Source organism: Streptomyces sp. NPDC002520, assembly GCF_053595235.1.
On the sequence record NZ_JBSFXG010000006.1, the window covers coordinates 104027 to 130401 of the forward strand.

Below are 26375 nucleotides of genomic sequence, written 5' to 3' on the forward strand. Positions count from 1 at the left end.
AGCCCGGCCGGGGCCCCGGGGGCACGCGGCCATCCCGGGACCAGGGGCAGGAACGGCTCCTACCTCTCGAACTGGTGCCAGGCGCCGCACTTGGTGGGCTTCTGGCCGCTCTTCACCACGCAGACCCTCATCTTGAAGACCACGCCCCGGTAGAGCGTCGGCGTCTTCCAGCTGCCCTGGTTGTTGGCCAGCTTGTCCGTGACGTCGACGACGAAGTAGCCGTTCCTCGCGGTACGGACCTGGGTGAGCGCGCTGTAGCCGTCCCTGCGAAGGTCGTTCGCGTAGACGTGGCCGTTCACGCTGTTGTAGAAGCCCTCGGCGCGGGCCTCCTGGGAGGTCCACCAGCCGGAGCTTGCGGAGGCGGGAGTGGTGGCGAGCGCGGCGACGGTGAGTGCGCCGCCGAGGGCGATGGGGAGGGAACGCCGGATGGATCGGGGCATCGTGCGCATGAGGTGCGTGATTCCTTTCATCGCGGGTGGGGGGAAGCGGTGCCTGCCGCGGGATGCCGGTTGAGGAGCACGGCGGGCGGGAGGCGGGCCGCGGCGGGGCCGCCGGCGAAAGATGGTCATGAGGGCGACGAGGCCAGGGCGATGGGCGTCGTCTGCCAGCCCCGGCCGGGCCGGGGGTGGAACCCGGCCGGGAGTTCAGGTGTGCAGCGACTGGCTGGAGTTGATCAGTCCAGCTGCATGTAGACGCACTGCTCGAGGTACGACTTGGTGACCCAGCCGGTCGTGCCCTTCTTCAGGCCGGTCTTGGACCTGTGGTCGAGCTTGATCTTGATCCAGGAGCCGCTGCTGGAGATCTTCGTCCCGGAATCACCGCGGTAGAGCTGGCCGATGGCCCGGTACTTGGTGCCCGCCCCGGTGCGGAAGTTGACGCCGTTTCCGGTCACCGTCCAGGTGGGGCACGTGTTCTTGGCGGCGAGCGTCTGAGTGGGTGCGCTGGCGGGAGCGGCGAGGGCGGACGGGGCGGCCGCCAGGGACGCCGCGGCGCCCATCGCGATCGTGGCGACTGCGACGCCGGCGCGGCCTATGAACCTGCTCTGCATTCTTCTCCTCCTGGGCGTGGAACAGTTTTCCCAGTGGCTTTCCGAATGCCGCGGCAGGACAAAGGAATTGACCTCGTCGAGGCGACGGAAAGCACACGCCCGAAAAGCTAGAAGAATCGGCCTGTGGATAAGTTCCGCGGATTTCCGAGACCGCAGACCGGCCGCAGGAAGCGCTGATCCTCCTGGACAACTGCCGAGCGACTGGAATGAATCGGCTCATTTCCGGCACCCGCTGTGGAGTGCCTCGGACTCGCTGCATTTCGCGCCGGTCGGGGCGGACAGACCGGCGGCACTGTGCTGCGCACGTGGATTTACGCGCAGGGAAATGCCGGGTCAGGTATGTGGGGTGGCTGCGCCAGGATCGGGCCGGGTGTACAGGAAGGCGCATTGAGAACTGCGGGTGGAGAGGTGCTTGCGCGGGTCGCATTTTCCGGACTCGGCGAGGACCGGGTCGAGCCCCGGCCGCCGGTTTCTGCCGCCCTTATCGTTGCCGCCTTATGGGAGAGGGGTCCTTGATCACGACGGTGGTGCGTCGTCGGCGGGGTCGGGGCGCAGGGCGGCGCGAACGCGGGTGTGCAGGTTCTGCAGGAGTTCTTGTTCGGCCGCCTCGGTCCTGGCGAGGAGGTTCCACGCGGCGACGTCGTCGACCAGGGTCTCGATGGCGTCGCTGAGCCTGCTGCGCAGCAGGCCCGGGCTGAGTGCTTCGACTTCGACGGCGGTGTGCGGGTCGATGCCTTCGCTGCGGCACTCCTGGTGGTAGCGCTTGAAGTTGACGTCGGCGGTGTTCACGTAGTGGCTGGTGAACTGGCCCGAGCGGACGTCTGCGGCGGTGACGGCGATCTGCCGGAAGTCGAGGTCGAGGTCGCCGTTGCCGTAGCGCTCCATCCGCTCGGCCACGGAGCGGGGGACGGAGCGGCCACTTGGGTCCCAGTCGCCGATGAAGCAGATGCTCAACGCCTTGGACTGGCGAAGGTAGTCGACGACCGCTTCGTGGACGAACGTCTTGGAGGACTGACCGCGGCAGGAGTAGAGGCCCACGCCCCAGGCCGAGGTGACCGGCAGGAGGACGCCGGCGACGGAGTCGCTTTCACACCAGACCTCGACGCGTCGGCGCTGAGAGGTCCACAGGTTGCGCCGGTAGGTCTGGGTGGCGTGCGCCAGGGCGTCCTCGACGGAGTCGTACTGCTCGTCCTGGCGGACGAGGCGCGTGCCATCAGTGATCCATTCCCACGGAAGCTGCCCGCGCTCGCGCATGTATCCCAGTTCGCGGACGACCACGGCGTAGTTCCGCCGGGAGCGGCCGGCATCCTTGTCCCACAGGCGTCCGATGCCGAGGTAGTAGATGTGCCGGGCGCTGCAGGGCTGAGCCGCTTCCGCGACGGCGCGCAGCTCGGCGCGGAGCCCTTCCACCTGCGCTTTCGTGCGCCGCGGACGTTTTATGGGGCTAGCGCTGTAACCCATGGATTCAGTGAACGCCGAACGGCGAGCTGCTGTCACCCTTGAACGGCGGGCCGGGGCGGGACCGTCACGGCCTTGTCCTCCCGCCCCGGAGCTTTGGGCCCGTTCCGCCCGGGCCTTACAGGCGCCGCATCACTGCGGTGACCTTGCCGAGAATCACGGCTTCTCGGCCGCAGATCGGCTGGTAGGCCCTATTCTCGGGCATCAGCCAGAGGTCTGCGCCGTCTTTCCTGAGCCTCTTGACGGTGGCCGATCCGTCGATCATCGCGGCGACGATGTCGCCAGTTTCCGCATCGGGCTGGACGCGGACGACGACCTGGTCGCCGTCCGCGATGTGCGCGTCGACCATCGAGTCGCCCGTCACCTTGAGGACGAAGAGTTCCCCTCCCCCGACGAGCTGCCGCGGGAGCATGAGCACGTCGAGGACTTCCTGCTCAGCCAGGATCGGTGTGCCGGCGGCGATCCGGCCGAGCAGGGGAACGTCCACGGCTTCCGGCGCGGTCTGGGGCGGGGCCTGCTCGGTGCGGGGGTGGGTGGATCCGGTGGGAACGTAGGAGCGCGGACGGTGCGGGTCGCGTCGCAGATGGCCCTTGCTCTCAAGCGCCCGCAGCTGGTGCGCGACGGAGGAGGTGCTGGACAGCCCCACGTACTGGCCGATCTCGCGCATCGTCGGCGGATAGCCCCTGATCTCGATCGACGATGCGATGCAATCACAGATGCTCCGCTGCCGGTCGGTCAGGCCGTCGTCTCCGGTACACGCGCCCGCCGGGTCGTCGGCATCGAGCGTTCTGCCCGTGTTCACCTACAGTCCCCCTTCATGATCTACACGGAATGACCGTATCTGCCGGTGCTGACAGCGGTGCGGTGGGTCCTCGCTGGCCGTCTCCGGCGATGGGTGTGCGGGTCCGCCGCTGACGTGGGGGGTACGGCGCCGGGTCTTCGGATTGTGCGCGGGCTCAGAAGGTGGTGTCGATCGTGAAGGGGGTGCGGGCTGGGTTCTTCCCGGCAGCGGCGGTGAAGACGAAGGGGAGGAACGCGCGAGATCCGTCGGCCAGGTAGAGCCCGACTCCGGGGTGCCGTGCGGGGTTGGCGTAGGCGTAGGCGCTGGTGATCTCCGGGGTGTGTCCGCCCATGAGGACGGCGGCCAGGTGGAGTTCGGCTCGCCGTGGACTGATCTTGCCGGCGCTGTCGTAGAGGGCCGGAACGGGCGGTGCGGCGGGGACGGAGTCTGTTCGCACGCGGTCGGAAGCGAGGGCGCCGGCCGTGGTGAGAGCGGTCCACAGTCGCGCGCCGCTGCTGTAGGTGATCACGAGTCCGCTGGGGCGGGTGCTGGTGCTCCAGCTGTCCGCCTCGGCGATATCAGGGCCTTTGGTCAGGATCTCGATGCACAGGTCCTGTACCTCGTGCGGGCTCACCTCGCGACCGCCTTTCCGCTTCGTACATGTGTGTGACAAATCTATGCGGTAGGTCTGACATCGCTGCGGAGCGCGCCTGCGCAGTCACCGGACCCGCGCATGTGCCGTACGGCGCGGGCGGCTGCGCAGCTCCTTGCCCCTGCCGCTGCCGCGTGCCGGTTTTCGGGAGGGAGCACGGGGGTCACCTCCCGAACTGCCGGCGCCGTGCGGTCGGCGTGGGCATGATGAGGCCTTCCGCGCTGTGAACGATGACGTTGACTGCGTCGTGCGCCCGCTCAACGTGTCCGTCGAGGACGACGGCCGGGGCTTCGCGTACGGTGCGCCCGGTGCGCTCCCATACGGGTGGGGAGAAGACGAGGTTGACCATTCCGGTCTCGTCTTCGAGTGCTCCGAAGGCCATCCCGTTCGCGGTCGGCGGGCGCTGAAGGTACTTGGCGAGGCCGCCGATCCGGACGCGGGTCTGGTCGGCCAGGGCGCGCACGTCGGCGACTGCCACGGCGCCGCGGCGCTCGAGGTGGGGCCGGACGTGGCTCACCGGGTGGCTGGTGGCGCTGGCCCCGGTAGTGGCCAGGTCCGCGGACGTGCGTTCGGTGCTCGTCATCGGTGTCAGCTCGGGTGCGGGGGCCAGCGTGCCCAGGCCCGGGAGGTAGGGCTGGGTCGTGCGGGGGAAGGCTCCGGCCGCCCACAGTGCGGTGCGGCGGTGGTCACCGAAGGCGTCGAAGGCTCCGGCGCTCGCGAGTTGTTCCATCACGCGGGCGGGCAGCCGGGTGCGGCGGGCGAAGTCCTCCAGGCCGTCGAAGGGCTGCTCCGCCCGGGCCTCGACCACCGCGGTGGCGGCGTCGGTGCTGAGCCCGGTGACGCTGGTCAGGCCCCGGCGGATGGCCATCTGCCCGTTTTCCGTGTCGGGTTCAAGGGTGGCGTGCGCGCCGGAGGCGGTCACGTCGACGGAGCGGACCGTGATTCCGTGGCGGCGGGCGTCCTCGATGAGGGTCTGCACGTCGTAGAAGCCCATGGGCAGGTTCGCCATGATTCCGGCGGTGTGGGCGGCCGGGTATTGGAGCTTGATCCAGGCGCTGGCGTAGATGATGTGGGCCATGGACTGCGAGTGGCTCTCGGGGAAGCCGTAGTCGCTGAAGGCCTCGATCATGCCGGTGATCTTCTCGGCGGCCTCGGCGGGGATGCCCTTGGCGGCCATGCCCTCCTGCAGGCGGCCGCGCAGCTCGGCGATCTTCTCCGGGGCGTGTTTGGCGGCCATCGCCTTGCGCAGCCGGTCCGCCTCGCCGGGCGTGAAACCCGCGCAGTCGATGGCCAGTTGCATGGCCTGTTCCTGGTAGAGCGCGACGCCGAGGGTCTTCTCCAGGGCGCGACGGGCGAGCGGGTGGGGGTAGGTCACCGGCTCCTCGCCGCGCCGGCGACGCAAAAACGGGTGCTTGGAGCCGGCCATGATCGGGCCCGGCCGAATGATCGAGGCGGCGATGGCCAGGTCGTTGAAGTTTTCCGGGCGCAGCTGGGGCAGGGTGCTGATCATCGCTCGGGACTCGACGGTGAAGACGCCGATGGTGTCCGCCCGGGCGATCATGCGGTAGACGTCCGGGTCGTCGGGCGGGATCGAGGTGAGGTCCAGGCGTACGCCGTAGTGCTCGGCGATCAGATCGCAAGCAGTGTGCAGGGCTGCCAAGGTCCCCAATCCGAGCAAGTCGATCTTGATAAGTCCGGCTTCGGCCACATCATCCTTGTCCCCCTGCAGCACTGAGCGGCCTTCGGCGGTGGCCCATTCCAGGGGCATCACCTCTCCCAGAGGCTGCCGGGTCAGGACCATGCCGCCGACGTGGATGCCGAGGTGGCGCGGCAGGGTGTGGAGTTGGGATGCGAGGTCGCGCACCTCCGCGGGCAGGTCGACGTCGGGGCCGGGTGGCGTGTGGTGGATGTGCCGGGTCATCTCCCGGATCTGGGCGGCCGGGTAGCCGTAGACCCTGGCGGCGTCGTGGACGGCGAGTCGGGGCTGGTAGGAGATCACGTTGGCCACCATCGCGGCGTGGTCGCGCCCGTAGCGCTGGTAGACGTACTGGATGACCTCCTCTCGGCGGCCGGCCTCGAAGTCGATGTCGATGTCGGGCGGACCGGCTTTCTCGGCGCTGAGAAACCGTTCGAAGAGCAGGCCATGCTTGAGGGCGTCGACGGCGGTGATCCCCAGGACGTAGCAGACCACGCTGCTGGCCGCGGAGCCGCGGCCTTGGCACCAGATGCCGCGGCCGACGGCGAACTGGACGATGTCGTGGACGATGAGCACGTAGCCGGACATGCCCAACGTCTTGATCACGCCGAGCTCGTGGTCGAGTTGCTTCCACGCCGCACGCGTCTCGGGGTCGGGGTCGTCGCGGTCTCCGTACCGGGCGGCGCATGCCCGCTCGGCGAGGTACCTGAGCCAGGAGTCCTCCGTGAACCCGGCCGGTGTCGGGGCGCCGGGCAGCTGGGGCTGCAGCTCGCCGAGGTCGATCACGCAGGCGCGGCCGAGCTCAAGGGTGGCCTCGACGACGCCGGGGTAGCGGGCCATCCGGTGCCGCATCTCCTCGTAGGAGCGCAGGTGGGCGGTCGGGGCCGGCATCAGGTGGCCGGCCGCCTGGTCGAGGGTTTCCCGGCGGCGCAGTGCGGCGAGCGCCTGGGCGAGCCGGGCCTGACGGGGCGTGGCGTAGGTGACGGCGCCGGTCGCCACGACCGGCAGTCCCAGGCGTCGGGCGGCGACGACGGTGACGTCGTTGGCTACGGAGTCGCCGGGCAGGTGGTGGTCGGTGAGTTCGGCGACGACGCTGTTGGCGCCGAAGACGTCGGTCAGGCGTCCGAGGCGGTGGGCGACCGTGGTGACGTCCCGCCGGTCGGCGTCGGGGGCCGGGCAGCCGGGCAGGACCGTCCACTGGCCGCTGCCCGCGGCCGTGGCCAGCATGTTCAGGTCGTAGGCGGGGGCGTTCTTGGCGCCGGCCATCTGCCCGGCGGTGATCGCCGCGGACAGCAGCCGGAAGCCCTCCACGGTGCGGGCGATGACCACCGGGGTGCCCAGATCCGGGTCGCTGAGGGTGAGCTCGGCGCCGTAGACGGTGCCGATCCCGGCCGGTGCCGCAGCCGTGGCAAGCCGCCGCGCGCCGTACAGGCCGTCCCGGTCCGTCACGGCCAGGACGGAGATGCCCAGGTGGGCCGCCTCGGCGACGAGTTGGTCCGGCTGGGAGCAGCCGGTGAGGAAGGAAAAGCTGCTGTGGACGTGGAGTTCGGCCCATCCCGGCCCGTCGCCGCTGCTGTCGGCGGTGGGGAAGCGGAGGATGTGGGCGTCACCCATAGTGGGCCTCCGCCCACCAGCGGCCGTGTTCGATGACGAGCAGCCAGGCGTGGCCGTCGGCGGTGGTGATCTGCAGGCGGGCGATCCGGCGGGCGTACTCGCGGTCCCACCACTGCTCCAGCGCCGGCCAGGGCCCGGCCCAGCCGGTCACCTCGGCTGTCCGGCGTCCCTCGACGGTGAGGTGGGCGGGTGCGGCCGATATGTCGATGCGGCCGGAGACGGTCACGGGCTGGCCGGCGCCGTCGGCGAGCTCGGCGGGCAGCCATCGGGGGAAGGTGGCGGCGGGGTGTGGAGCGGGCAGGCGTCCGGGCCATGGTCCGTCGGCCGGACGGCGAGGGGCGAGGTCCCCGAACGGGACGAGTGTGATCTGGTCGGCGGGTCCGCGGCCGCCACCAGTCTCCATGCGGACGACGGCGTGGTGGCCGAGCAGTGCTTGTACCCGGGCGGCGGCCCGTTCCATCTCCTCCGGGGTGTGCCGGTCACCGAACAGCGCGCTCTGCCGGCCTGTGGCGACAGTCAGTTCTTCGGGCCGTAGCACGAGACGGGTGATGCCGCCCTCGCCGCCCGCGTCCAGGGTGCCGTCCTGTGTCCAGGCCTGCAGCACGCCGCGGACGCGCTCGGCGACCGCGAGCGCGGACAGCCGGCCTTCGTGCCGAAACAGCCGCGACCGCGTACGGCCGTCGGCGAGGTCGACGGCCGCCTCCAGCCGGGCGCAGACGACGCCGGCGGCCTCGAGCCGCTCGTGGAGCTGTTCGGCGAGGGCCTTGGCCACGAACGCCACCGGCTCGAGGCGCTGCTCGGCGGGCTCGAAGGTGTGGGCCACGCTGTGCTCGCCGGTGCCGGTCCGTACGGTCAGCGGCCTCAGCTCCAGGCCGCGCGCCGTGCGGTGGGCGTTCATTCCCTCGGCGCCAAACCGGGCCTGGACCTTGTCCTCGGGCAGACCGGCGTACGCGCCGACCGTTCGGATGCCCAGGCGGTGCAGGAGCTCGGCCAGCCGCGGCAGACCCAGCACGCCCACCGGGTACGGGGCGAGCCATGCGGCATCGCCGCCGACCTGGACGATCTCGCCTCTGCGGGCGGCGAGCGCCGCGGTGAACACGGTGCCGGCGATGCCCGCGCGGGCCGGCCAGCCGAGCTCGGCGACGGCGTCCACCAGTCGGTCGGCCAGTGCCTGTTCGCCGCCCCAGTAGCGGGACGGGCCGCGGGCCGGCGCGGCGAGCAGGCCAGGCCTGATGACCTCCAGGCGCGGCATCACCGTGCCCTCCAGGTGAACAGCTGCCCGCTCGAACACGCGTATTTCGGCGGCCAGGTCCCGCTCGACCACCCGCAAACCGGGGCAGCGGGACTGCGCCACCCGCAGCCTCATCCGTCGCCGCACCCCGGCTGTACGCGCAGCCTGGGAGCAGGCCACCACCGCGTCACGGTGGACGACGGCTACCGGTTCGCCGTCCTGGCCGCCGCAGGCGATCACGGGAAAATCGGGCACCCAGGCCACGACCACTCTGCCTGCCACAGCTGCTCACCCGACCACGCGCAGGCCCGCGCGTCCCCCGACCGCCCGCATCGCGGGGGCCGCGGAAGCCGCAGGTGCGTGCCCGTCCTCGGTGAGCAGCGGGGCGATGGCGCCTTTCGGGCCGGGCAGCCACATCTCGGCGTGCCGGGCCGCGGCCGCGGCCCCGCGCCCGGCGGCGGCCACCGTCACCCGCCGCCCGTGCAGCAGCCCATGTCCCTGGCCGATGCCCTCCCATGAGGAGGCCACCACCTGCAGCCGCGTGTCCGCACCCGGCCAGTCGCCGGCCGACAGCAGGACCGAGCCGCTGCGGCGCATCACGGCCGCCAGGCGGCGGGCAACCCGGTCGGGTACCGAATCCAGCGAGCCGGTCATCACGACGGGGACGGCTTCGAGGACGGTGGCCAGGACCTGCGCCCACTGCCGGCCCGGGCTGTCGATTCGCATGCCGTGCGCAAGGTCCAGCCCAGCCGCTTGAGCTGCCAGGACACCCAGCTGGGGCAGTCCCACCGCGGCCCAGCCGGGCGTGCTGCGGGAGGCCTCGGCGGCGAGGGCGAGCAGCAGCGGCATGTCCCCGCCCGCACTGACCGCGGTGCCCGCCCGGACTCGGCCGCCTGGCAGCAGCGTCGCCAGCAGAGAACTCGCCGGTGAACCGGCACCGCTCTCCGTCTCCTCGATCGCCGCCGGTCGCCCCATACCTAGATATTCGAATAGGCGTGCGATTAATTCAAGTCAGCCAGCTCGCCGTCACTCGATCGAGGTGTGACCGAGATTCATAGGTGGCACATGGGGCGCGGTAGTTGGCGAATCTTGCTGCGTCGCCGACGGCCAACGCGCCCGCCTGCGTCTGCCAACCATCGTTCTCTGCACGCCCGTGACCTGCACAGATATACGCGTGTATTGCCAACTACCACCCTCGGTCACACGAGGTGGTCAGCGCCTGTCCGTCACCGGCGAAGGCCGCGGGTTCTCACCCAGGACCGCGAGCGGAGAGACCGGGCAGCCCCAGCAGGGCTGCCGCCGCGGGACTCTCGTCGTGGTGGAAGCCCCCACAGGGGCCGGACAGCGCCGCTACAATCGCCGCGGCAGGCTGCCCCTGCCGTGGCGGCCCTTCACGGGCCGAGGATCGCAACGCACTCAACCGGCTGCGCTCAGCGCACCGGATCCCAGCGCTGCCTCACATCCGCCACGGAAGGAATGCCCCATGAGCCTCCACGCGCTCCGCCTGGACACCCCGCCCACCGAACACGACTGGTCCGAGCTGAGCAGCTACACACCGGCCAGCGACGGCTTCGAATGGCGGGACATGCTGACCGAGCAGGACATCGACGCCTCCCACCGCTACAACGACGACGTTCGCCGGATGCTCCACACGGTCTCCGGCGCCCCGGCCCGGCTCCAGGAACTCGGCGAGCTGCTCATGATCACCACGGTCCGTGAGGCGATGCGCCTGGCCGTATGCGTTCTCCGCCTGGAGGAAACCGGCGAGCTGCGCCGCACCGGCGACGGCAACGCCTTCAGCAGCACACGGGCATAGTCAGGGCGCTGCGCTGCGATTGGCCCGGATGTACGGCGCGACCCGTCTCGCCGCGGGTCGCCTCCCTGGAGGCAACGAGGTAGCGCGCCCTGCGGGCCGGCCATCTCTCCCTGTGGCACCTTGGAGCTGCCCTCGGGGACCGTCCCGTCCTCGGGATCATTTCCGCGGTTGAGACAGGCGGGATGGCGTCCGTCTCGATGAGGAACGTTCGCCCGCCTCATGCTCAGCGTGGAATGATCAGCGGATCATCCGTCATGGGGCTCTTGGCCCGATATGGGTCTGCGAGCAGGTTCTGCGTTGCCCATTGGGCTCGCCAGCGTGCGGCGGCCGTACTCGGGGCGCTGCCGGCCTTGTAGAACACGGGTGAGCCGTCCGCGCGTTGCCAGTCAAGCGACCATCCCCACAGTTCGACAGCCGCGGCCTGGCTCCACAGCGGGCGTCCGTCGAACGGCCGTCGGTCGACCTTGGCCCACACCAGCACCCATGAGGGCTGGGGCTGTCAAGGCGTGTGCCAGCCCGTCCCGGTGGGCGATAGCCGTGCACACCGGGCTGTTGATGCTGGTGGACGGGGCATCCGGGCCATGGTCCCCCGGTGTGTGGTCATGCGGAGAGGACTCGCACGCACCCATTCGATCCCGACCGGGCCGGGCAGGATCATGACCTTCCTTCGGGGGCCGGGCTGCTCATTCAGGTCGTCGAGCGCGGCATAGCCTGCTCATGCTGATTTCCGAGCTCGCCCGGGGTTTGGTGTCCCGTCCATCGGGGGTGGTTGTCATCCTGCCGTGCACGGCTCCTTGGGCTGCTGCGCGGCCTCGGCCTCGCGCAGCAGGTAGTAGGCGTGGGTGAGGAGTTTGCGGGCGATCGCGATGGTGGCGATCTTCTTGCCGCGGCGGTGTGCGATCTGCTCGTAGTGGGCCGCGAACTGCGGGGAACGCTTGGCGGTCTGGGCTGCCTCGTTCATGATCCAGCGCAGCCACGGGTCGCCCTGCTTGGAGATGTGGCCGTAGCGCACGGTGCGGTCCGAGCCCCGGACGGTCGGGGTGAGTCCGGCCCAGGATGCGAGCTTGCGGGCCGAGGGGAACCGGGAGACGTCTCCGACCTCCGCCACGATGATCATTGCAGTGAGCAGGCCGATGCCGGGCAGCTTGGTGAGGGCCTTCACCCGTGGATCCGCCTTCGCGGTCCGGGCCAGGGCGGTGTCCGCCCGGTCGATGACCACCTGGAGTGCGTCGATGCTCTCCAGCAGGTCAGTCACCACCTGTCGGGAGGCGGCCGGCAGCGGGAGCCCGTCCAGCCAGTCCCGGCCCGGGCCGCTCCAGCAGCCGGACGGGCGGTCACAGCCGTGGTGCGCCAGCACCGCGTGGATTCGGTTGCGCAGCAGTGTGCGCAGCCGCACCAGTTGGGCACGGTGGCGCAGCAGGGCCCGCTGCTCGCGCACCGCCTGCGGAGCGATCCACGCCTCCGGCAGCAGATCCGAGCGCAGCAGATGCGCGAGGGTCGCGGCGTCAACCTTGTCGTTCTTCAGCCGGGCCGAGGCAATCGCCTTGCACTGCAAGGGATGCGCCATATGCGGCTCGAAGCCGTAGTCCTGGAGCAGTTCGATCAGCCAGCCCCAGCCGAACGCGGCCTCGAACGCCACCGGCGTGCCCACCGGCAGGTCTCCGATCACGGCCAGCACGCCCTCCCGGCCGTTGGACACGTTCCGGTTCACCGCCGTCCGGCCGCCCTGGTCCATGACGGCGATCTGCGACCGCCGGCGGTGCACATCGATACCCACGTAAGCCTGCATCGCGGGCCTCCTGACCCGGACTCGGCTCCCCCACGGGAAGGGTGCTCCCAACGCACCGGAAGGGGAAGCCCCAGCCCTCATAGGGTCAGGTCAGCCCCCGGCACGGGAACGCGCGCGCTGGCACAGAGGTGGTCGACTCCGGAGGCCTGCCACAGCAGAGGGACGGGTAGCACGTCCACCGTCGACAGCTCCGCCGCGCACGCAATCAGGTCAGCGACGTCCCACACCAGGGACAGCGTCAGGGCTGCGCGTTGCAGCGGTGGCCAAGCGCCGGGGGCTTCGAGTAGCAGCACGTCCACGGCGTCGCCGATGCGGTCGTCGTTCAGCCGGTTCTCGGCCTCGAACTCCGCTATGGACCTCGCCTGGAACTCTCGACTTCCGGCCGCGGCCTCCTCCACAAGTTCCAGTGCCAGAGCGACCATGTCGTGGTCCACTGACAGCGCGATGCCCAACTCCCGCAGTTCCTCCGGCGCCAGTTGCTCCAGTAGTTCCTGCAGGTGTCCTGCCACCGCTGCGTTTGCCGCACCCAAGTCAGGCCGCTCGACGTTGGAGACCGGCGGGTAGCCCCACACGTGGGCCAGCTTCCACAGCCCCATCAGCTCTCGGACGTCGTCCACGCCTTCGAGTCTCTCGGTGAAGTCCAGGGCCGCGTCGACCACGGCGAGGGTAGTCGTGTTCTGCTCGGCGCCAGGGCGACCGGCGAACCGGCACAGCGCAGCCGACCGGCCGTCGACCGGCCCCAGCACCAGGCCGGCCTGCTCAAACCTCGTCGCCATCGCGCCTTCCCCCGTCACGGTCACCGGAGTGCCTCACCTTTGGCCCCGCCGTGCACGGCGGGGCTGGGCCATGAGGTCACCGAACCTCAGGTCAACGACGTTCGATGCTGAAGCCGCTGTCGTGCAAGGCGGCAGTCCATTGGTCCCGGTCGAACCACTTGCTGATGTCCGGGGACATCTCGGTGATCGCCTTCATCCGCTCGTTCCAGTCATGGCCGGATGGGCCGCGACTGCCCTCGCAGCCCGCGCAGCCGTCCTCACCGTGGATGTGGCCGGCCATCCACGCGTTCACGGCGACGTTGATGATGACCGCGTAGAGGTCACCCCCGGTCTGCACGAGCGAATCCGGGACGCCTGCCAGAATCAGGGCCAGTTCGGGATTGTCGACCGGCGGCATGGGGGGCACGCCCACGCCGGCGCTCTCGCTGGAGGCTTCGAACTCCCTGTGCTGCTGGGCGATGGACTCGGCCAGCCCCGCCGCGTTGAAGTACCGCCATGCGGACCGTTCCTGGATGCGCAGCCGGGCGGCGACCTCGCTGATGTTGGCCTCGATGATGTCCTCAACGGCCCCGGACCTCATCGTTACCCCGAGGCGGGCAAGCTCGGTCAGGGTCTGCGCGACCGCATCCTTGAAGGCTTTGGTGTTCCTCACAGACGCAGCCTAGGGCCTGCCCGCAGCTGCTGACGCCGCACTGCGCAGGACCCGGCGAGAGGGTTGATCGCCGGGTCCTGCGCGTCGTTGTTGGTGCTGGTCGGGATCCTGGCTGGAACAGTTCGAGCAGGCGTTCTTGCTGCCGGGCGCCGAGGCCAGGGCGCACCAGCGGTCGCCGATGCCAAGGTCGGCCATGAGCTGGCCGACGCGTCTCAGGGTGGAGTGGGGCCGATAGGCTTGAGGACGTACGTGGGGCTGCAGGGCTGGGCGGTTCGCCGTTCCTCGATCAGGACGCGGAGGGGTGGCGATGGCGCGGCTTCCACACGTCGGCGCGAACGACCTGGACTTGCTGGGCGTGGCCATGCCCGCACTGCGCGAGCTGAAGGTGACGCTGACCCGAGGCGGGTCGAAGTATCACCTTCCACGAGACGAGAAGCGCTTCCGCCTCGGCGGCGGCTGCCGGCACCAGGGACTGCCGGAGTTCGCTCAGCCCTTCCCGCTGATGGGGGTGATCGGCGAGATCTGCAAGCGCTGCTACGTCACGCTCCCCGACGCCGCCGATGTGCTGTGGAGGACGACTGCACTCGTCGCGGCTCATGCCGCTGAACTGGAGCGCGTTCGCGGGGCGGAGGAGATGAGGACGTGGCTGGGGTACGCCCGGTATGCCGCCCGGCTCGCCCCTGTCGAAGACGCCCTGGTCGAAGGGGAGCTGGACCGGGCGGCCGCGGACGCGTCATTGGCGGGCGATGTGGCGGAGCTCCGTGCCGCCTGGCGGCGGCTGCTGGCGGACCGGGCGTCGTTCTTGGACAGTTGCGCCGACGCCTGCCCCCGGATCGAGTCCTTCAACGGGGCTCAGGAGGCGGTGACCCGCGCCGCTGACACCCCGGAGTTGGAGGCCTGCGCCGAGGTCAGTGCGGCAGTGGGGCCCGCGTCCGTCTCCCGTGGTCTTCCTTGGAGCCGGGAGGCGGCCGACGTGCGGGCGGTGGTGTGTTCCGCGTGGCTCCAGGCGCGATCGCGGGGTGCCGGCGCGGCTCGGGCGGCCGGGGTGGCCCATGCCGCGGTCAGTCAGTTGATGGAGAAGTGCCGGGTGCGGGACGTGGCCGCTCTGCCCGAGTCGACCCTGCCCGGCGGGCAGTTCACCTCCCCGGCGCAGTGGGCGGATGCCGAACTGGGCGTCTGGTGGCCGAAGGTCGTCGCCAAGGCGTGCCGGCGGCTGGAGGAGGAGTTCGATGCAGAGGCCAGCGCGTCCGCGTCCCGGCTGCTGCTGATCAACGATTGGCCGCTGACCCACAACAGTGATGCGGGCGTGGCCTATCTGGCGGCGAGCCCGCGCTTCGGCCCGGCCGTTCCCTACGGATACCGGCCGCAGGGCGGGTACGGGGGCGTGCTGAAGACGACGGCTACCGGCCCGTCGTACGCGGTGGTCATCACCGCGCCGGCGAACATCGTCGACAAGCTGGTGGCCGATCAGGACGAGCGGATCAGCCGGTTCGATCCGCCGCGGTTCCAGGCGGGCGAGGTTCTCTCCGGCACCGAGCCGGAGCCGGGCGCAGTCGAGGACCTGCTGCGCAAGGCGTTCCCGTTCCTGCCCGGGGACGCGGAGCAGGAATCCGGAAACGTCTCTCAGCAGGTCAAGGAGGCGCGCGAGGCTCAGGCGGCGGCCAGCGCGCCCCTGCCGGAGAAGCGCTACGAGAGACGGGAACTGTTCCGCGGCGGCGAGTACGTGTGGACTCCGGGGCGCGACGGCGGGCCGGACCTGCTGGAGGAGCTGCTCCCCTACCGCTCCGAATACGTGAGGCTCGATGTGGAGTGCGGGCGCCGGGACGCCGACCCGTTCCTGGCGAGCCTGTTCGGCTCCGTGCACCCGGCGGGCGAGCATCGCCTCGACTTCCGCGCGGCGGGCTGCCACGCGCCCCTTCCTGTGCCTATGCATCGGGTGGTCGCGGCGACGGGCGCACCCCGGTGGGAACCCGGCGGGGCGTTCTCCCGCCCCGCGGATCCGCTGTGGCAGTCGTACACCGCTCCGGAGACGAACCGGTACCGCTACGGCTACTGACCCGCTCGGCCAGGCGCGGTGGAGCTTCACTGCCCGCGCTGCGGGCCAGCCGAAAGCGAGAGCCCCGATCACGTCCGGCAGGCAAGCCCCGGGGGGCGAGAGCCCGACGCACGCCTTGAAGGCCGGGGCGGCAGGTCGTGAGCGCTCGTACTCACCCCGGCGGCGCCGCGCAGCCGCGGCCTGTCAGGCCGGAGGCGGCGTGGTGTTCAAGTGACGGGCGCAGGCGGCAGCGAAGGCGGCCGTGAACGGGTCGGCCTGCTCGTCCGCGGCCTGCTCGCATTCCCACCAGACGAGGGCGATGAGGTCGGCGAGCTGTTGCACCTGGTCGTCGCTGAGGTCGGACGCGGTGCCGGGGCTGGTGCCGCAACGGGGTGAGGCATCAGTGATCCAGGCGGGCAGGTGGTCGGAGAAGCATGTCTGTAGTGCGGCGTGGAGCTCACCGGCAAGGGCGACGGAGGGCATGGGTCAATACCTCCAGGGGACGCGGGCGAGGACGAGTCCGCGGACTTCTCGTACGCCAGAGCGCAGTAGGCCGCCGGCGAGGTAGTTGAGCTGGAGGCCGGTGGTGCAGACGTCGTCGACCAGTAAGACGCACTTGCCCTGGATCGTGTCGCGGTAGGCGGAGTTCATGCGTATGGCGCTGACGTGGTCCCAGGCCGCCTGTTCCTTGCCGGCGAATCCTCGGTCCTTGGAGGCCTCGGTGGTCGAGGCCTTGGTGAGGACGGGGTTGTCAGGTGGTGCGAGCGGCCAGCGGTTGGCGGTGTCCTCGGCGTGGGCCGCCGCCATGATCGCCTCGATGTGCTGGAGCGGTTTGCGGTCGGGGTGGGTGGGGTTGCCGATGATCAGGTCGACGTCGTCGACGAGATGGGGGTGGGTCTCCATCCAGCCCACCAGGAGGCGCCCGAAGATCGCGGCGAGGTACTCGTGCCCGGGTGTCTCCTTGAAGATCCGCAGGTAGGCGGCGAAGGTGCCGCTGAACTGGGCGACCGCGTCGATGCGGGTGATGCTGCGGGTGCGCCGGCCGTCACCCTGGCGCCAGCCGCACAGCGTGTTCACGCAGGGCCGGCCCGGGGTGAGGGCCTGGCTGCAGATCAGGCAGTGATCGTCGGGAATGGGCTGGAGCGTCTGGCCGGCGCACGTCCCGCAGATGCGTGGCGTGCCGTTGATCAGGTAGGCGCAGCGACGGCAGTTCGGAAACCCGAGGGGCTCCGGAAGGGAGTACTGGCTCACTGCACCGCCAGCGCGAGCTGGATGCGCTGCTGGCTGGCCTGCTGGATGCGCTCGGGGGTGGCCAGGCGCTGCAGGACGTCGTCGAGCTCCGCGACCTCGACCGCGCGCCCGTCGGCGATCATCTTCCTCGCCCAGGGCTGGGCAGCGGCCAGGGAGCGCAGGAGGAAGACCTGTTTGCCGTGCTCCGAGGCAATACGCGCCTGCATCTTGGCTCCGGACGTGCTGGAGGCCTCGATGACGATCGATCCGAGCGTCGCCCCGCTGGTGACCACGTTGCGACGCGGGAAGGTCCACTGGGCCGGAGGGCTGCTCGGCCAGAACTGTGAGATGAGAGCGCCGCCCCCGTCGAGGATGCTCTGTGCCAGGGGACGGTTCACGGCCGGGTAGACGGGGGCCGCGATTCCGGTGCCCATCACAGCGACGGTGCGGCCGCCAGCCTCAAGAGTGGCGCGATGCGCGGAGGCGTCGATGCCTTTGGCAAGGCCGGAGAAGACGACGACGTCGTGCTCGACGAGGCCGCGGGCCATGCGAGCGGCGCGCTTGAGGCCGTCCTCGGTGGCGTTGCGGGTCCCGACAACGGCGACCGAACGTGCGTCCTGCGGCTGGAGGGGGCCGCGGTGGAAGAGGAAGGGCGGCAGGTTCGGAACGAGCCTGAGGTTGGCCGGGTAGTGCTGGTCGAGGACGGTGACGAGGTCGGCGCCGGCCTGCTCAGCTGCCTCTACCTCGTGGCGGGCGCGGGCGCGGGCATCCTCTATGCCGCCCCCGGCGAGGGATGCGCGCAGCGTCGGCAGGCAGCGGCGGGCTGCGGCGGAGTCCTCGGGGATCTCTCCGTTGAGGAGAGCTTCGAGTCCGGCGGGGGTCTGGCAGGTACGGGCGAGCAGGTACCAGTCCAGCAGCGCCTTCCCGTGCCGTACGGCGCACAGGGTGAGCAGGTTCTCCTGCTCGGGTGAGATGACCATGGTGAGGTTCCTTCTACTCGTGGCCCGGTGCTGTTCGAAGGAGAGCGGTACTTCTTGGGCCGTCCTCATCATCCCATCGGGCGCGAGCGGATGTCAGCCAGGCACGCTTTTCGGATCCGCCCGATGCCCCTGCTACCGACGGCGGGACGGGATGCGGTCAGCGTCCTGGCGGCTCGGGCCGCGGTGCCATCCCCTCGTGCGTGTCCGGCACGGGGCTTCGGTGCGGCCGTCTCCTGGTGCGCCGCAGATCGACGGCCAGTACCGCTGAAGGCATCCATGAAGGTGGTTCTCCCGCGGGGGGGGGTGCCTCTATGTCTTTCGTCAAGCGAGGCGTGGGGTTCTGGGTTCGTAGAAGGTGCCGTCGCGGAGCATCGCGAACAGCACGTTGATCCGTTGTCGGGCCAGGCGGAGAAGTGCCTGGGTGTGGGTCTTCCCCCGGGCCCGGCATCGGTCGTAGTAGGTGCGGGAGGCGGGATCGTGCAGGGCGGCGAACGCGGACAGGAACATCGCCCGCTTGAGCTGCCGGTTGCCGCCTCTGGGCGCATGTTCGCCATGGATCGAGGTCCCCGACGACTTGGTCGTGGGTGCCAGGCCGGCGTAGGAGGCCAGGTGAGCGGCGGTGGGGAAGCTGGTTGCGTCGCCGACAGTGATCAGCAAAGTGGCGGCGGTCCTGACCGCGACCCCCGGGAGCGAGGTCAGGACCGCGGAAAGAGGGTGAGCCTCCAGCAGCTGCCCGATCTGCGTTTCCAGAGCTCGTCGTTGTTCGTGGACGGCGGCGAGCGAGCGGGCCAGGGACGGGATCACGACGTCGAGGGTGCCGGTGCCCGGGACCACGACCGTCTGCTCGTCGAGCGCGTCGAAGACCTCGTCGATCAGTCGGGCGGCCATGCGTGGGGCCTTGGGCCGGATCACCTCGACGAGCCTGCGGCGACCGGCCTTTCGCAGGGCGGCCGGGGATCCGTAGCGTTCCAGCAGCCAGGTCACCGCGGGGTGGTCCAGACGGGGGCCGAGGACGCGTTCCAGGCTGGGGTGGAACTGGGTGAGCAGGCCGCGTATCCGGTTGGAGGTGCGGGTCGCCTCGGCCGCGAGGTCCTGGTCGAAGCCGACCAGCACGGTCAGCTCGGCGGTGATCTCGTCGGTCAGCTGGAGGGAGCGCAGGGTGTGCGGCATGGTCCGGGCTGCGTCCGCGATCACCGCGGCGTCCTTCGCGTCGGTCTTCGCCTCGCCCGGGTAAAGATCGGCGATCCGCCGCATGGACAGGCCGGGCAGGTAGGCGACCTTGCAGCCGGCCGCCCGGGCGACCGTCAGAGGCAGGGCTCCGATGGAGGCGGGCTGGTCCACGATCACCAGGACGGTGCCGAACTTCGCGGCCAGCTTGTCGAAGAGGGCCCGCAGTTTCGCCTCGCTGTTGGGCAGCTGCTTGTCGAAGACCTTCTTGCCGGCCGGGGTGAGGCCGTGCCCGTGGTGGGCGCTCTTGCCGACGTCCAGGCCGAGGAAGACGCCCACGTCGTCGATGTCGTCCAACTCATCCTCCCGAGCGGGGTTCGTGCGGTGCTGGCCAGGGCGTTGGCGTCGTTTGCGCGCATCCACGTTATGCAGACCTGCCGCCCGCAAGCGGCCTGGCATTGCGCCAGGCCAGGCGATAGCCGGACCTCTCATCAGCGTCTCCAACGGCGCCTCCCGAGCCCGGTGACACCACCCCCCAGGTCATCGGTTCGACAGGGGGGAACAGTCATGCCGGGCCCGGAGGCCAGCGGTCCTCTTGCAGGACCGCGAAGAAGATAACGGGGGGAACGCGCTGCGGTATATGCGTAGGGCGGACGTACGCCAGGGACAGGTTCGACGGAGGGGACGGCGTTGACGCAGTTGGACTTGGGGCTCGTCGGACCTGCGCAGAGTGATCATCTGTATCACTTCACCGGCCGCAATGGTGCGCGGCCCGCGTGGGTGCCGGCCGAGATTCAGCAGATGACCCCGCAGCAGCGGCTGGAGGGGATCCTGCGCGAGGAGCGTTTCCTGGCGTTCGCCCCGTTCGGCTCGTCGACGGCATGTGTGTGTTTCTCGGAGAGTCCCCCCGATCACCTCGGTCACCTCATCCGTACGGGCCGCTTCTCGCCCTGGGGCGTGGTCACCAGCCGGACCTCCTTGCTCAGCATCGGGGGCGGGGCCGTGGCCTACGTGCCCGATAACGTGCACGCCTCGTTCCAGGCGGCCGGGCTGGAGCACTGGGCCGTGCGTACGGGGAGCGGTTCGGTGTGGATGCACGAGCGGGAGTGGCGCCTGCCGTCGTCGGGGGGAGCGCGCGGGATAGGCGGTCTGGCCGCGATCCTCGTGGGCGACGTCGCGTGGAGGCCGTCGCCGGTCGTGACGGGGTGGGAGGACGGGTCGACGGGTCAGCCGCTGCCCGGCCCGGAGGGGAATCCGTTCGCACAGCCGGTGCTGGAGCTGCCCCGTCTGTGGCGCGAGTCGCAGGTGTGGGTCTGGGACGCCGCGAGCGGGTCGCTGGTGAAACATGCGCCCGGCGTGCTGCGCTGAGCACGGCCCCGTAGGCGCCTTCGGGTGTTTCCGTCTCCTGACGTGCGCTGGCTGCAGGCGGGGGGTCCCATGGAGGCATGGCGACCACGATGTCCGTGAGTTTCGGCCTGGTCTCGGTGCCCGTCCTGGTCAGCCCTGCCACGGAAGATCACCGCGTGCGCCTGCATGAGGTTCATCGGGCGGATGCCGGACGGATACGTCATCGCCGCGTGTGCGCGGTGGACGGCCAGGAGGTCGCCTATCAGGACGTAGCCTGCGGGGTCGAACTGCCGGACGGTACGACGGCAGTTCTCGACGACGCTGCCTTGGAGCGGCTGCCGCTGCCGACGAAGCACGTCATCGAGGTCCTGGGCTTCGTCCCGGCCGACACGGTCGATCCGATCTCCTACCAGCGTGCCTACTACGCCCGGCCCGCTGGCGCTGGCGCCGAGCGGCCGTACGAGGTCCTCGTCGCGGCCCTGGCCCGCACCAACCTGGTGGGGATCGCCAAGATCGCCATCAGCTCGCGCGAGCGGCTGGCCGTGCTCCGCCCCCGGTACGGGGTCTTGACCGTTCAGACCGTGTTCTGGCCGGACGAGATCCGCGATCCGGGGCCCGCGCCCACGCGGCCGGTCACCGACCGGGAGATGGAGCTCGCCGAGATGCTACTGACCCACCTGCAGGGCATCGATCCCGCCGCCGTGCGCGACGAGTACGCCGAAGCCCTGGACCAGCTCGTCGCCGCAGTGTCGGAGGGCAGGCAACTGGAGGCGCCGGCAGAGCCGCGCGAGCCTCCCGAAGACCTGATGGCGGTCCTGGAAGCGAGCATCCGCGAGGCGCGCCGCGAGGGAAGGCCGTGATGAACCACGCGTCGATAAGGTCGGCGCGGGTGGCCAGCAGCCGCGTCCTGCTGGCGAGGCAGCTCTCGCCCGCGGCGTCCGGCGTGACCACCGGTCGCGATCGTCAGGTTATACGCGTCAGCACCGGTAGGTGGTGAAAATCCTTCGCGATGTGGCGTCAGCGGGTGCCAGGTGCCGGAGACCGCCGTCGACCGCGTTGTCGAGCGCGAGGACGGGCAAGCCCTGCTCGATGGGACGGACGATCATCCGGTCGGGGTGGTGCTCGGCGAACGTGGTCTGCGCGCGGTCCAGGTTGTAGGGGGTGTTGTGCAGGCACCGCCCTGGTCCCCCGAGCTCGGCTTCGTAGCGGTCGTACGCCGCAGGAAAAATCGTCCGGGCCCAGGTGGGCGTCGACCCCATCACCAACAGCAGCACGGCACTGGCAAGGAGGCTCTGCCACAGGTAGAGGCCGGCACGGGCGAGCAGGCGCCGGCTGAGGACATACGCCAGGAATGCCAGCAGCCCGGCGGCGCCCGTGACTGCGGCCGCGGCCAGGTACCGATGGTCGTGCCAGAGGCGGGAGTACAGGGCCAGGTAGAAGCCGAGGAACAGGGCGGCGATGCCCGTGCAGGACGCGAGGGCCATGGCGGGCAGGCGGTAGTCCGGCCGGCCGTCGGCGGTGCGCGGCGGTTCGATCCTGCGCAGGAGCGCCGGCAGGCATGCGCGCCGTGTCGAGCCGGACTCGTCGTTCACTCGGCTCCGTCCTGTGGCTGGATCATCGCGGACGCCGGCGGGGCGTCTCAGGTACGGGGGAAGTCTGCCGTACGCAGTCGGGGTGGCGGTGCGGGTGTCCGTCGTTGTCTGTTTCCGAGCCGCGCTCTCCAGCGGGGCGTGGCCAGCAGTGCGTCGGCGCAGGCGTGTTCGAGGGCGGCGAGGAAGGCCTCGGGGTGCCGGGTGGGCAGCCGGTGGCCGCCGCCGGCGACCACGTGCAGGCGCGCGGTGGGGATCTGCGCGGCGAGCCGGAGGGAGTGGATGGGCGGGATGTTGTGGTCGCTGTCGCCGACCAGGACGTGGACGGGGATGCGGCTGAGCGCGCCGAGTTGTTCGGTGACGTCGTGGTCCAGGAGCGCCCGGAACCAGAAGGCGGTGATGTCCATGGGTGGTTGGGGATAGGGGCGAGGGCGGACGAGTTCGCGGATGCGGTGCGCGGTGCGGGGGGCCTGGATGCACAGGCTCGCCATGGCGCGGTGGGCGGCGCCGACGAGGCGGGTGATCGGCGGGTGGTGGCGTGCGGACCGGTCGAGTCCGCCGCTGGTGGTGGCGGCCAGCACGGCTGCGGTGACCTTGTCGCCGATGAGGTGGGGGTGCTGGGCGGCCAGGGCAAGGCAGGCCATGCCGCCCATGGAGTGGCCGACGAGGACCACCGGCACACGGCCGGGGGCTGTGGCGGTGATGACTGCCTTCAGGTCGTCGGCGAGCAGCGGGATGGACGGCTGGGCACGGCCGGCGGTGGAGTTGCCGTGGCCTCGCTGGTCGTAGCGGACGATGCGTGTGCGGGATCGGGGGAACTGGCGGACGAGTTCGTCCCAGACGGAGGCGGCGGCCTGCCAGCCGTGGGCCATCACGAGGACGAGGTCGGGGTGGTCCGGGCCGTCGGTGTAGAGGGACAGGCGGGCGCCGTCGGGGCGCTGGAGTTCGGTGCGGATGGGCTGCCGGGGCACGGTCAACTCCTCTCGGGGAGACAGACGGAGATGTCGATGACGCCGTCGGCGGGAGCGGGGATCGGGATGCCGAGGCGCCGCATGATGGCCGTCGCGCGCCTGTTGGAGGCGCCGAAGCTGGCGGTGAGGGTGCGGCAGCCCTGGGCGGTTGCTTCGGCGAGGGCCTGTGCGGTGAGCCGGGACCCCAGGCCCTGGTTTTGCCAGCCGTCCTCGATCAGTACCGCGAGCTCGTAGGTGTGCGCTGTGCGGGTCTTCAGCAGGTGGGTGAGCGCGACGGCGGTGTCAGGAGCGTGGGGAAGGACAGTCAGCCAGGTGCTTCCGGCAGCCGGGTGGACGAGGTGGCTCCACTCGCTGATCTTCAGTTCCCGGCGGGCGGTGGCGTACCGGGCGAACCGGGTGTCAAGTGAGCAGCGGCGGTGGAGGGCGTTGACGGTGTCCAGGTCGCCCAGTCGTGCTCTGCGGGTGATGAGCAGCGGTGTCGCCGTCGAGGCCTTCTCGGTCAGGGCCCGGGGGACGGCTCCTGCGGTCGGCATTGCGGTGACTCCTTCCTCGCGTTGGGGGCCCGCCGGGTCCGAGATGGGACCAGGCGCAGGCCCAGCGTCGAGGGCTGCCCCTGTGGACAGAGTCCGAGCTGTTTCCCGGCGAACTCCCGTTCTGCTGGGGCGACTTGAACAGCGCAGCAGGTTCAGTACCAGCGACGTTCGACGGTGTCCTGGTCGGTGTGGGGAGCCGGTCATGCGGCGGCTGGTACCTGCTGCAGGTCCGTTCCACGGCGTTCGGCGGAGGGTGTGCGGTTTCGCCAGCCGCGGGGCGGGTGACCGGCCTTCGCGCGTTCCTCGCTGGTCTCGCCGCCCCAGGTCCCCCATTCGCGGTTGGTGCGGGCCTGCGCGCGGCAGTACGCGGTGAGAGGGCACTCGGCGCACAGCCTCTTGGCCACGTCGGCGTGGGCGTCGTCGTGGAACACCTCGGGATCGGTGGTGGCGCAGGGGGCGAAGCCGGCCTCCAGGTGGGAGTGGTGCGTCATGCGGCCGCTCCGGCGATCGCCAGGAGGAGCACGAGGCGCAGCAGCCCGTCGCGTTCGTCGTACAGGGCGTCGAGATCGGGGTCGGTGATGGTGGAGGCGGTGGCCCGCCTGCGCTGCTCGGGGCCGTCGGTGTCCGGCGTGTGGGGGTTGGTGGTGCCGGTCGGGTTCACGGTTGGGCTTCCTGTTCCGGTGTGTCGGGGATGGGCGAGGTGTCGGGCTCTGTCGCGGGGCCTGGCCGGGGGCGGTGCCTGTTCTGCAGCAGGGCTTGTCGCGTGAGCTGGTATCCGGTCGAGGCGGTGTCGCGGCTGCGGATGGGCGGCTGTGGCCGAGCCGGCGGAGGGTCGGCGCGGATCTGGGCGAGGGCCTCGTGGTAGCCGGGGCTCGCGTCCTGGCGGGTCCGTGCGGGCGCCGAGGCTTGGGGGGTCTGGTCCTTCGCGGTGCGGACCAGGGCGAGGACGTGGTGGTAGCCGGGGCTGGCGTCCTCACGGGTACGGACCGGAACGGGGTCGGGCGGGTCGGGCGTCTGGGCGAGGGCGCGGCGCGCTCGGTGGTATCCGGCGGATGCGATCTCGGGTGTGCGGATCTCGCCCCGTACCACGGGCGTGGGTTCGGGCTCGAGTTCAGCCGGCGCGGGGGCGGAGGGTATGCGGGATCCGAAGGGCAGAACGCGGATCTGGCGGACCGTCTGTGATCCGATCACGGCGTTCGCACGCTGGATGAGCTGCGGGGTCGTCAGGCGGGCCTGGAAGGCCCAGTTGGTGGAGTCGGGGACGATGTCGAGCCGGCCGGTGTTCTCGTCGAAGTGCACGGCGCGCAGGTGCTGGGCGACTTCGGGGGTGGCGATGGCCGGCCACTGGTTGAGGACGCTGCCGCCGGCCGCGGGGGTCTCCCAGCCGCGCTCGACGACGAGCTGCTTGAGCGCGCCGCCGAGATCGAGCGGGTCGCGGCCGCCGGTGCGGCGGGCGGTGGTGGCGCGCTTGGGCGCGCGCCGATTGTCCTGCTCTCCGCGGTTCTTGGCTGCCATCCTGGCGGCGGCGAGGGCCTGGCGGGCGAGATCCACGCCGGAGGGCTGGTCGTTGCTCACGCGGGCCTCCACGGGTGGACGACCGTACGGCCGAGTCCGGCCAGTCGGTGGACCTGGTCGACGAGGTGGTTTGTGAACAGCCGCCGGGTGAACGCTTCGCCGCAGGTGGCGATGGTGGCCCGGACGAGGGCGGGGTCCTTCAGCGCGGCGGCGCGCAGCTCGATGACCTCCTCGCGGGACAGCTGCTCGAGGTCGACCAGGCCGTCGTCGCCGACGGCGAGTTCACGGTGATCGTCGTCCGCTTCGGGAGCGGGCTGCTGCAGCTGGGCGAAGACGGATTCGACCTGCCGGGTGACGGCGTGGCTGGTGGGACGCTGCCAGTCGCCCTCCCACTCGGCGTGCCGGTCCTGTTCGGCGCGGCGGGAGTCGCGCCACCAGTCCACGACCACGGCGCGCTTGGCGGGGGTGTCGTACAGGGGGCTGAGGTGGGCGCCGGCCAGACGGCCGGCGAGGAAGCCGGAGGGGCGGCGGACGTGCCGGGCCGGGGGTTCCTGGCCGAGTACGGCGATGACCTCGGTGGCGCTCCAGCCGGCGTCGGCCAGATGGCGGACGATCCAGGCGATCCGGGGGACGGCGGCGCGGTTGAGCCAGGCGACCTGCTGGCAGAGCTCGGCGGCAAGCCGGTAGCGGCGGGCGACGCGGTTGCCGCCGCGGCGGGTGGGGGTGGACTTCTTCGGGGTGGGTGACGTGCTCTGCCCGTTTTCGAGCTTGCTCTCAGAGGGAGAGTAAGTGTCACCTGCAGGAGAAGAGCTAGAAGTACTAACCACCCTTGGGGTGCAAGGCCGGGTCCTCGAAGTGCCCTTCCCCGAGCGGCGATTGGTGCTTTTTGTCCGCTTCGGGTTCAGGAGGCGCCGGGCTTCGGTGTGGAGCTCCTTCAGCAGCGGGATCCGGTCCTTGCAGTAGCCGCGGACGGCACGGATGAGGGTGTCCGAGGGGCCGGTGCGCAGGCCTACGGCCGTGTCGAACACCGGGGGGATGGTGCGCTGGAACTCCGTGGCCCGTCCGCCCACTCCGCTGATGCGGGTGCCCTTGGACAGGTAGGCGAGCAGCCCGGTCTCCCGCAGGATGCCGAGGTGGTACTGCACGGTCCGCTCGCTCACCTTCAGCCAGCTCACCAGCACGTCGACGCTGGGGCGGCACTCGGCGAGGCGTGCGAGGACCTGGGCCAGGCGCAGCGTGGTGCGTCCGACCTTCTTCGGGCCGTGGGAGCGGCTCGGGGCGTAGGAGCCGCCGTACTTGTAGAACCAGTAGACGGCCTCGAACCACGCCTCGGCGTTCGGCGCGATCCGGCTGTCGGTGGTGGTCATCCACTGGCCGCCGTCCGGGACACGGAAGCGGGCATCGTCGGCGGCCGCGGCGGTCGTCGGGGGCCGCGGAGCCGGTGGTGCAACGGTCGTGAGCAAGGAAGGTCCTGGTTTCGGGGTGCGCGAAGCAG

At 70.7% G+C, this 26375-nt stretch carries 26 protein-coding genes; 4 read left to right on the forward strand and 22 right to left on the reverse strand.

Going from position 1 to position 26375, the window contains the following annotated elements:
- Positions 1 to 59: 59 nt before the first annotated feature.
- The 8 genes from ACWD5D_RS11715 to ACWD5D_RS11750 form a co-directional block, all read right to left on the reverse strand.
- Positions 60 to 449 (reverse strand): hypothetical protein, encoded by a 390-nt coding sequence (locus tag ACWD5D_RS11715; protein WP_432137201.1) that lies wholly within the window; start codon positions 447 to 449, stop codon positions 60 to 62.
- A 224-nt stretch (positions 450 to 673) separates the two neighbouring features.
- Complete coding sequence (locus ACWD5D_RS11720; protein ID WP_432137202.1) at positions 674 to 1048, reverse strand: SH3 domain-containing protein; 375 nt, start codon at positions 1046 to 1048, stop codon at positions 674 to 676.
- Positions 1049 to 1564: 516 nt separating this feature from the next.
- Entirely contained in the window at positions 1565 to 2458 is an 894-nt protein-coding gene (locus tag ACWD5D_RS11725) for a hypothetical protein (protein ID WP_450704885.1), read from the reverse strand.
- Positions 2459 to 2624: 166 nt separating this feature from the next.
- The gene (lexA, locus tag ACWD5D_RS11730) at positions 2625 to 3308 is read right to left on the reverse strand and encodes a transcriptional repressor LexA (RefSeq protein ID WP_450704886.1); all 684 of its coding nucleotides are present in this window, start codon (positions 3306 to 3308) and stop codon (positions 2625 to 2627) included.
- Positions 3309 to 3462: 154 nt separating this feature from the next.
- Positions 3463 to 3921, reverse strand: a complete 459-nt coding sequence (locus tag ACWD5D_RS11735) for a hypothetical protein (protein ID WP_450704887.1) — start codon at positions 3919 to 3921, stop codon at positions 3463 to 3465.
- 181 nt (positions 3922 to 4102) lie between these two features.
- Positions 4103 to 7249: an error-prone DNA polymerase gene (locus tag ACWD5D_RS11740; protein WP_450704888.1), complete on the reverse strand. Its 3147-nt coding sequence runs from the start codon at positions 7247 to 7249 to the stop codon at positions 4103 to 4105.
- A complete protein-coding gene (locus tag ACWD5D_RS11745) occupies positions 7242 to 8762 on the reverse strand; it encodes a Y-family DNA polymerase (protein WP_450704889.1) in 1521 nt (506 codons plus the stop codon). The genes ACWD5D_RS11740 and ACWD5D_RS11745 overlap by 8 nt, the downstream gene beginning before the upstream one ends.
- Before the next feature lie 6 nt (positions 8763 to 8768).
- Entirely contained in the window at positions 8769 to 9455 is a 687-nt protein-coding gene (locus ACWD5D_RS11750; protein ID WP_450704890.1) for a hypothetical protein, read from the reverse strand.
- 508 nt (positions 9456 to 9963) lie between these two features.
- Between ACWD5D_RS11750 and ACWD5D_RS11755 the strand changes: the two genes are divergently transcribed.
- Positions 9964 to 10296 carry a hypothetical protein gene (locus tag ACWD5D_RS11755; protein WP_432137209.1) on the forward strand — a complete coding sequence of 111 codons (333 nt, stop codon included), beginning with the start codon at positions 9964 to 9966 and terminating at the stop codon, positions 10294 to 10296.
- A gap of 772 nt (positions 10297 to 11068) precedes the next feature.
- Here the strand turns inward: ACWD5D_RS11755 and ACWD5D_RS11760 are convergent.
- The 3 genes from ACWD5D_RS11760 to ACWD5D_RS11770 form a co-directional block, all read right to left on the reverse strand.
- Positions 11069 to 12085, reverse strand: a complete 1017-nt coding sequence (locus tag ACWD5D_RS11760; protein WP_450704894.1) for an IS110 family transposase — start codon at positions 12083 to 12085, stop codon at positions 11069 to 11071.
- Between the two features lie 77 nt (positions 12086 to 12162).
- Entirely contained in the window at positions 12163 to 12885 is a 723-nt protein-coding gene (locus tag ACWD5D_RS11765; RefSeq protein ID WP_450704895.1) for a hypothetical protein, read from the reverse strand.
- A 67-nt stretch (positions 12886 to 12952) separates the two neighbouring features.
- A complete protein-coding gene (locus tag ACWD5D_RS11770) occupies positions 12953 to 13513 on the reverse strand; it encodes a hypothetical protein (RefSeq protein ID WP_432137211.1) in 561 nt (186 codons plus the stop codon).
- Between the two features lie 307 nt (positions 13514 to 13820).
- Here ACWD5D_RS11770 and ACWD5D_RS11775 point away from each other — a divergent pair, with 307 nt between their 5' ends.
- Positions 13821 to 15569 carry a hypothetical protein gene (locus ACWD5D_RS11775; protein WP_450704896.1) on the forward strand — a complete coding sequence of 583 codons (1749 nt, stop codon included), beginning with the start codon at positions 13821 to 13823 and terminating at the stop codon, positions 15567 to 15569.
- A gap of 183 nt (positions 15570 to 15752) precedes the next feature.
- On the opposite strand, the gene ACWD5D_RS11780 is transcribed toward ACWD5D_RS11775, so the two are convergent.
- The 4 genes from ACWD5D_RS11780 to ACWD5D_RS11795 form a co-directional block, all read right to left on the reverse strand.
- Positions 15753 to 16031, reverse strand: a complete 279-nt coding sequence (locus ACWD5D_RS11780; RefSeq protein WP_450704897.1) for a hypothetical protein — start codon at positions 16029 to 16031, stop codon at positions 15753 to 15755.
- Positions 16032 to 16034: 3 nt separating this feature from the next.
- The gene (locus tag ACWD5D_RS11785; protein WP_450704898.1) at positions 16035 to 16799 is read right to left on the reverse strand and encodes a ComF family protein; all 765 of its coding nucleotides are present in this window, start codon (positions 16797 to 16799) and stop codon (positions 16035 to 16037) included.
- Positions 16796 to 17758: a DNA-processing protein DprA gene (locus tag ACWD5D_RS11790; protein ID WP_450704899.1), complete on the reverse strand. Its 963-nt coding sequence runs from the start codon at positions 17756 to 17758 to the stop codon at positions 16796 to 16798. Before ACWD5D_RS11790 ends, ACWD5D_RS11785 begins: the two co-directional genes overlap by 4 nt.
- A gap of 321 nt (positions 17759 to 18079) precedes the next feature.
- Positions 18080 to 19282: an IS110 family transposase gene (locus ACWD5D_RS11795; RefSeq protein ID WP_451372604.1), complete on the reverse strand. Its 1203-nt coding sequence runs from the start codon at positions 19280 to 19282 to the stop codon at positions 18080 to 18082.
- Positions 19283 to 19726: 444 nt separating this feature from the next.
- Here ACWD5D_RS11795 and ACWD5D_RS11800 point away from each other — a divergent pair, with 444 nt between their 5' ends.
- Together ACWD5D_RS11800 and ku are read left to right on the forward strand one after the other, a co-directional pair.
- Entirely contained in the window at positions 19727 to 20293 is a 567-nt protein-coding gene (locus tag ACWD5D_RS11800) for a hypothetical protein (RefSeq protein ID WP_451372605.1), read from the forward strand.
- A 77-nt stretch (positions 20294 to 20370) separates the two neighbouring features.
- A complete protein-coding gene (gene ku, locus ACWD5D_RS11805; RefSeq protein ID WP_450704901.1) occupies positions 20371 to 21132 on the forward strand; it encodes a non-homologous end joining protein Ku in 762 nt (253 codons plus the stop codon).
- Positions 21133 to 21249: 117 nt separating this feature from the next.
- Here ku and ACWD5D_RS11810 read toward each other — a convergent pair whose 3' ends face one another.
- The 7 genes from ACWD5D_RS11810 to ACWD5D_RS11840 all read right to left on the reverse strand — a co-directional run bounded on the left by ACWD5D_RS11810 (position 21250) and on the right by ACWD5D_RS11840 (position 26343).
- Positions 21250 to 21864 (reverse strand): hypothetical protein, encoded by a 615-nt coding sequence (locus ACWD5D_RS11810; RefSeq protein WP_451372606.1) that lies wholly within the window; start codon positions 21862 to 21864, stop codon positions 21250 to 21252.
- 47 nt (positions 21865 to 21911) lie between these two features.
- Positions 21912 to 22832 (reverse strand): alpha/beta fold hydrolase, encoded by a 921-nt coding sequence (locus ACWD5D_RS11815; protein ID WP_450704903.1) that lies wholly within the window; start codon positions 22830 to 22832, stop codon positions 21912 to 21914.
- A gap of 2 nt (positions 22833 to 22834) precedes the next feature.
- Entirely contained in the window at positions 22835 to 23365 is a 531-nt protein-coding gene (locus tag ACWD5D_RS11820) for an N-acetyltransferase family protein (protein WP_450704904.1), read from the reverse strand.
- A 200-nt stretch (positions 23366 to 23565) separates the two neighbouring features.
- Positions 23566 to 23856, reverse strand: coding sequence for a WhiB family transcriptional regulator (locus ACWD5D_RS11825; RefSeq protein WP_450704905.1), 291 nt, complete (start codon positions 23854 to 23856; stop codon positions 23566 to 23568).
- A complete protein-coding gene (locus tag ACWD5D_RS11830; RefSeq protein ID WP_351221572.1) occupies positions 23853 to 24026 on the reverse strand; it encodes a hypothetical protein in 174 nt (57 codons plus the stop codon). The genes ACWD5D_RS11825 and ACWD5D_RS11830 overlap by 4 nt, the downstream gene beginning before the upstream one ends.
- Positions 24023 to 24940 carry a DciA family protein gene (locus ACWD5D_RS11835; protein ID WP_450704906.1) on the reverse strand — a complete coding sequence of 306 codons (918 nt, stop codon included), beginning with the start codon at positions 24938 to 24940 and terminating at the stop codon, positions 24023 to 24025. Before ACWD5D_RS11835 ends, ACWD5D_RS11830 begins: the two co-directional genes overlap by 4 nt.
- Positions 24937 to 26343: a hypothetical protein gene (locus tag ACWD5D_RS11840; RefSeq protein ID WP_450704907.1), complete on the reverse strand. Its 1407-nt coding sequence runs from the start codon at positions 26341 to 26343 to the stop codon at positions 24937 to 24939. Before ACWD5D_RS11840 ends, ACWD5D_RS11835 begins: the two co-directional genes overlap by 4 nt.
- Positions 26344 to 26375: the final 32 nt, after the last annotated feature.

What these genes read in the sequence shown, in the direction of transcription:
- ACWD5D_RS11780 (WP_450704897.1), bottom strand. Translation starts at nt 16,031, where the DNA reads ATGCCCTCCGTCGCCCTTGCCGGTGAGCTCCACGCCGCACTACAGACA.
- ACWD5D_RS11760 (WP_450704894.1), bottom strand. Translation starts at nt 12,085, where the DNA reads ATGCAGGCTTACGTGGGTATCGATGTGCACCGCCGGCGGTCGCAGATC.
- ACWD5D_RS11775 (WP_450704896.1), top strand. Translation starts at nt 13,821, where the DNA reads ATGGCGCGGCTTCCACACGTCGGCGCGAACGACCTGGACTTGCTGGGC.
- ACWD5D_RS11755 (WP_432137209.1), top strand. Translation starts at nt 9,964, where the DNA reads ATGAGCCTCCACGCGCTCCGCCTGGACACCCCGCCCACCGAACACGAC.
- ACWD5D_RS11715 (WP_432137201.1), bottom strand. Translation starts at nt 449, where the DNA reads ATGCGCACGATGCCCCGATCCATCCGGCGTTCCCTCCCCATCGCCCTC.
- ACWD5D_RS11820 (WP_450704904.1), bottom strand. Translation starts at nt 23,365, where the DNA reads ATGCCGACCGCAGGAGCCGTCCCCCGGGCCCTGACCGAGAAGGCCTCG.
- ACWD5D_RS11790 (WP_450704899.1), bottom strand. Translation starts at nt 17,758, where the DNA reads ATGGTCATCTCACCCGAGCAGGAGAACCTGCTCACCCTGTGCGCCGTA.
- ACWD5D_RS11825 (WP_450704905.1), bottom strand. Translation starts at nt 23,856, where the DNA reads ATGACGCACCACTCCCACCTGGAGGCCGGCTTCGCCCCCTGCGCCACC.
- ACWD5D_RS11750 (WP_450704890.1), bottom strand. Translation starts at nt 9,455, where the DNA reads ATGGGGCGACCGGCGGCGATCGAGGAGACGGAGAGCGGTGCCGGTTCA.
- ACWD5D_RS11800 (WP_451372605.1), top strand. Translation starts at nt 19,727, where the DNA reads ATGACCCCGCAGCAGCGGCTGGAGGGGATCCTGCGCGAGGAGCGTTTC.
- ACWD5D_RS11720 (WP_432137202.1), bottom strand. Translation starts at nt 1,048, where the DNA reads ATGCAGAGCAGGTTCATAGGCCGCGCCGGCGTCGCAGTCGCCACGATC.
- ku (WP_450704901.1), top strand. Translation starts at nt 20,371, where the DNA reads ATGGCGACCACGATGTCCGTGAGTTTCGGCCTGGTCTCGGTGCCCGTC.
- ACWD5D_RS11740 (WP_450704888.1), bottom strand. Translation starts at nt 7,249, where the DNA reads ATGGGTGACGCCCACATCCTCCGCTTCCCCACCGCCGACAGCAGCGGC.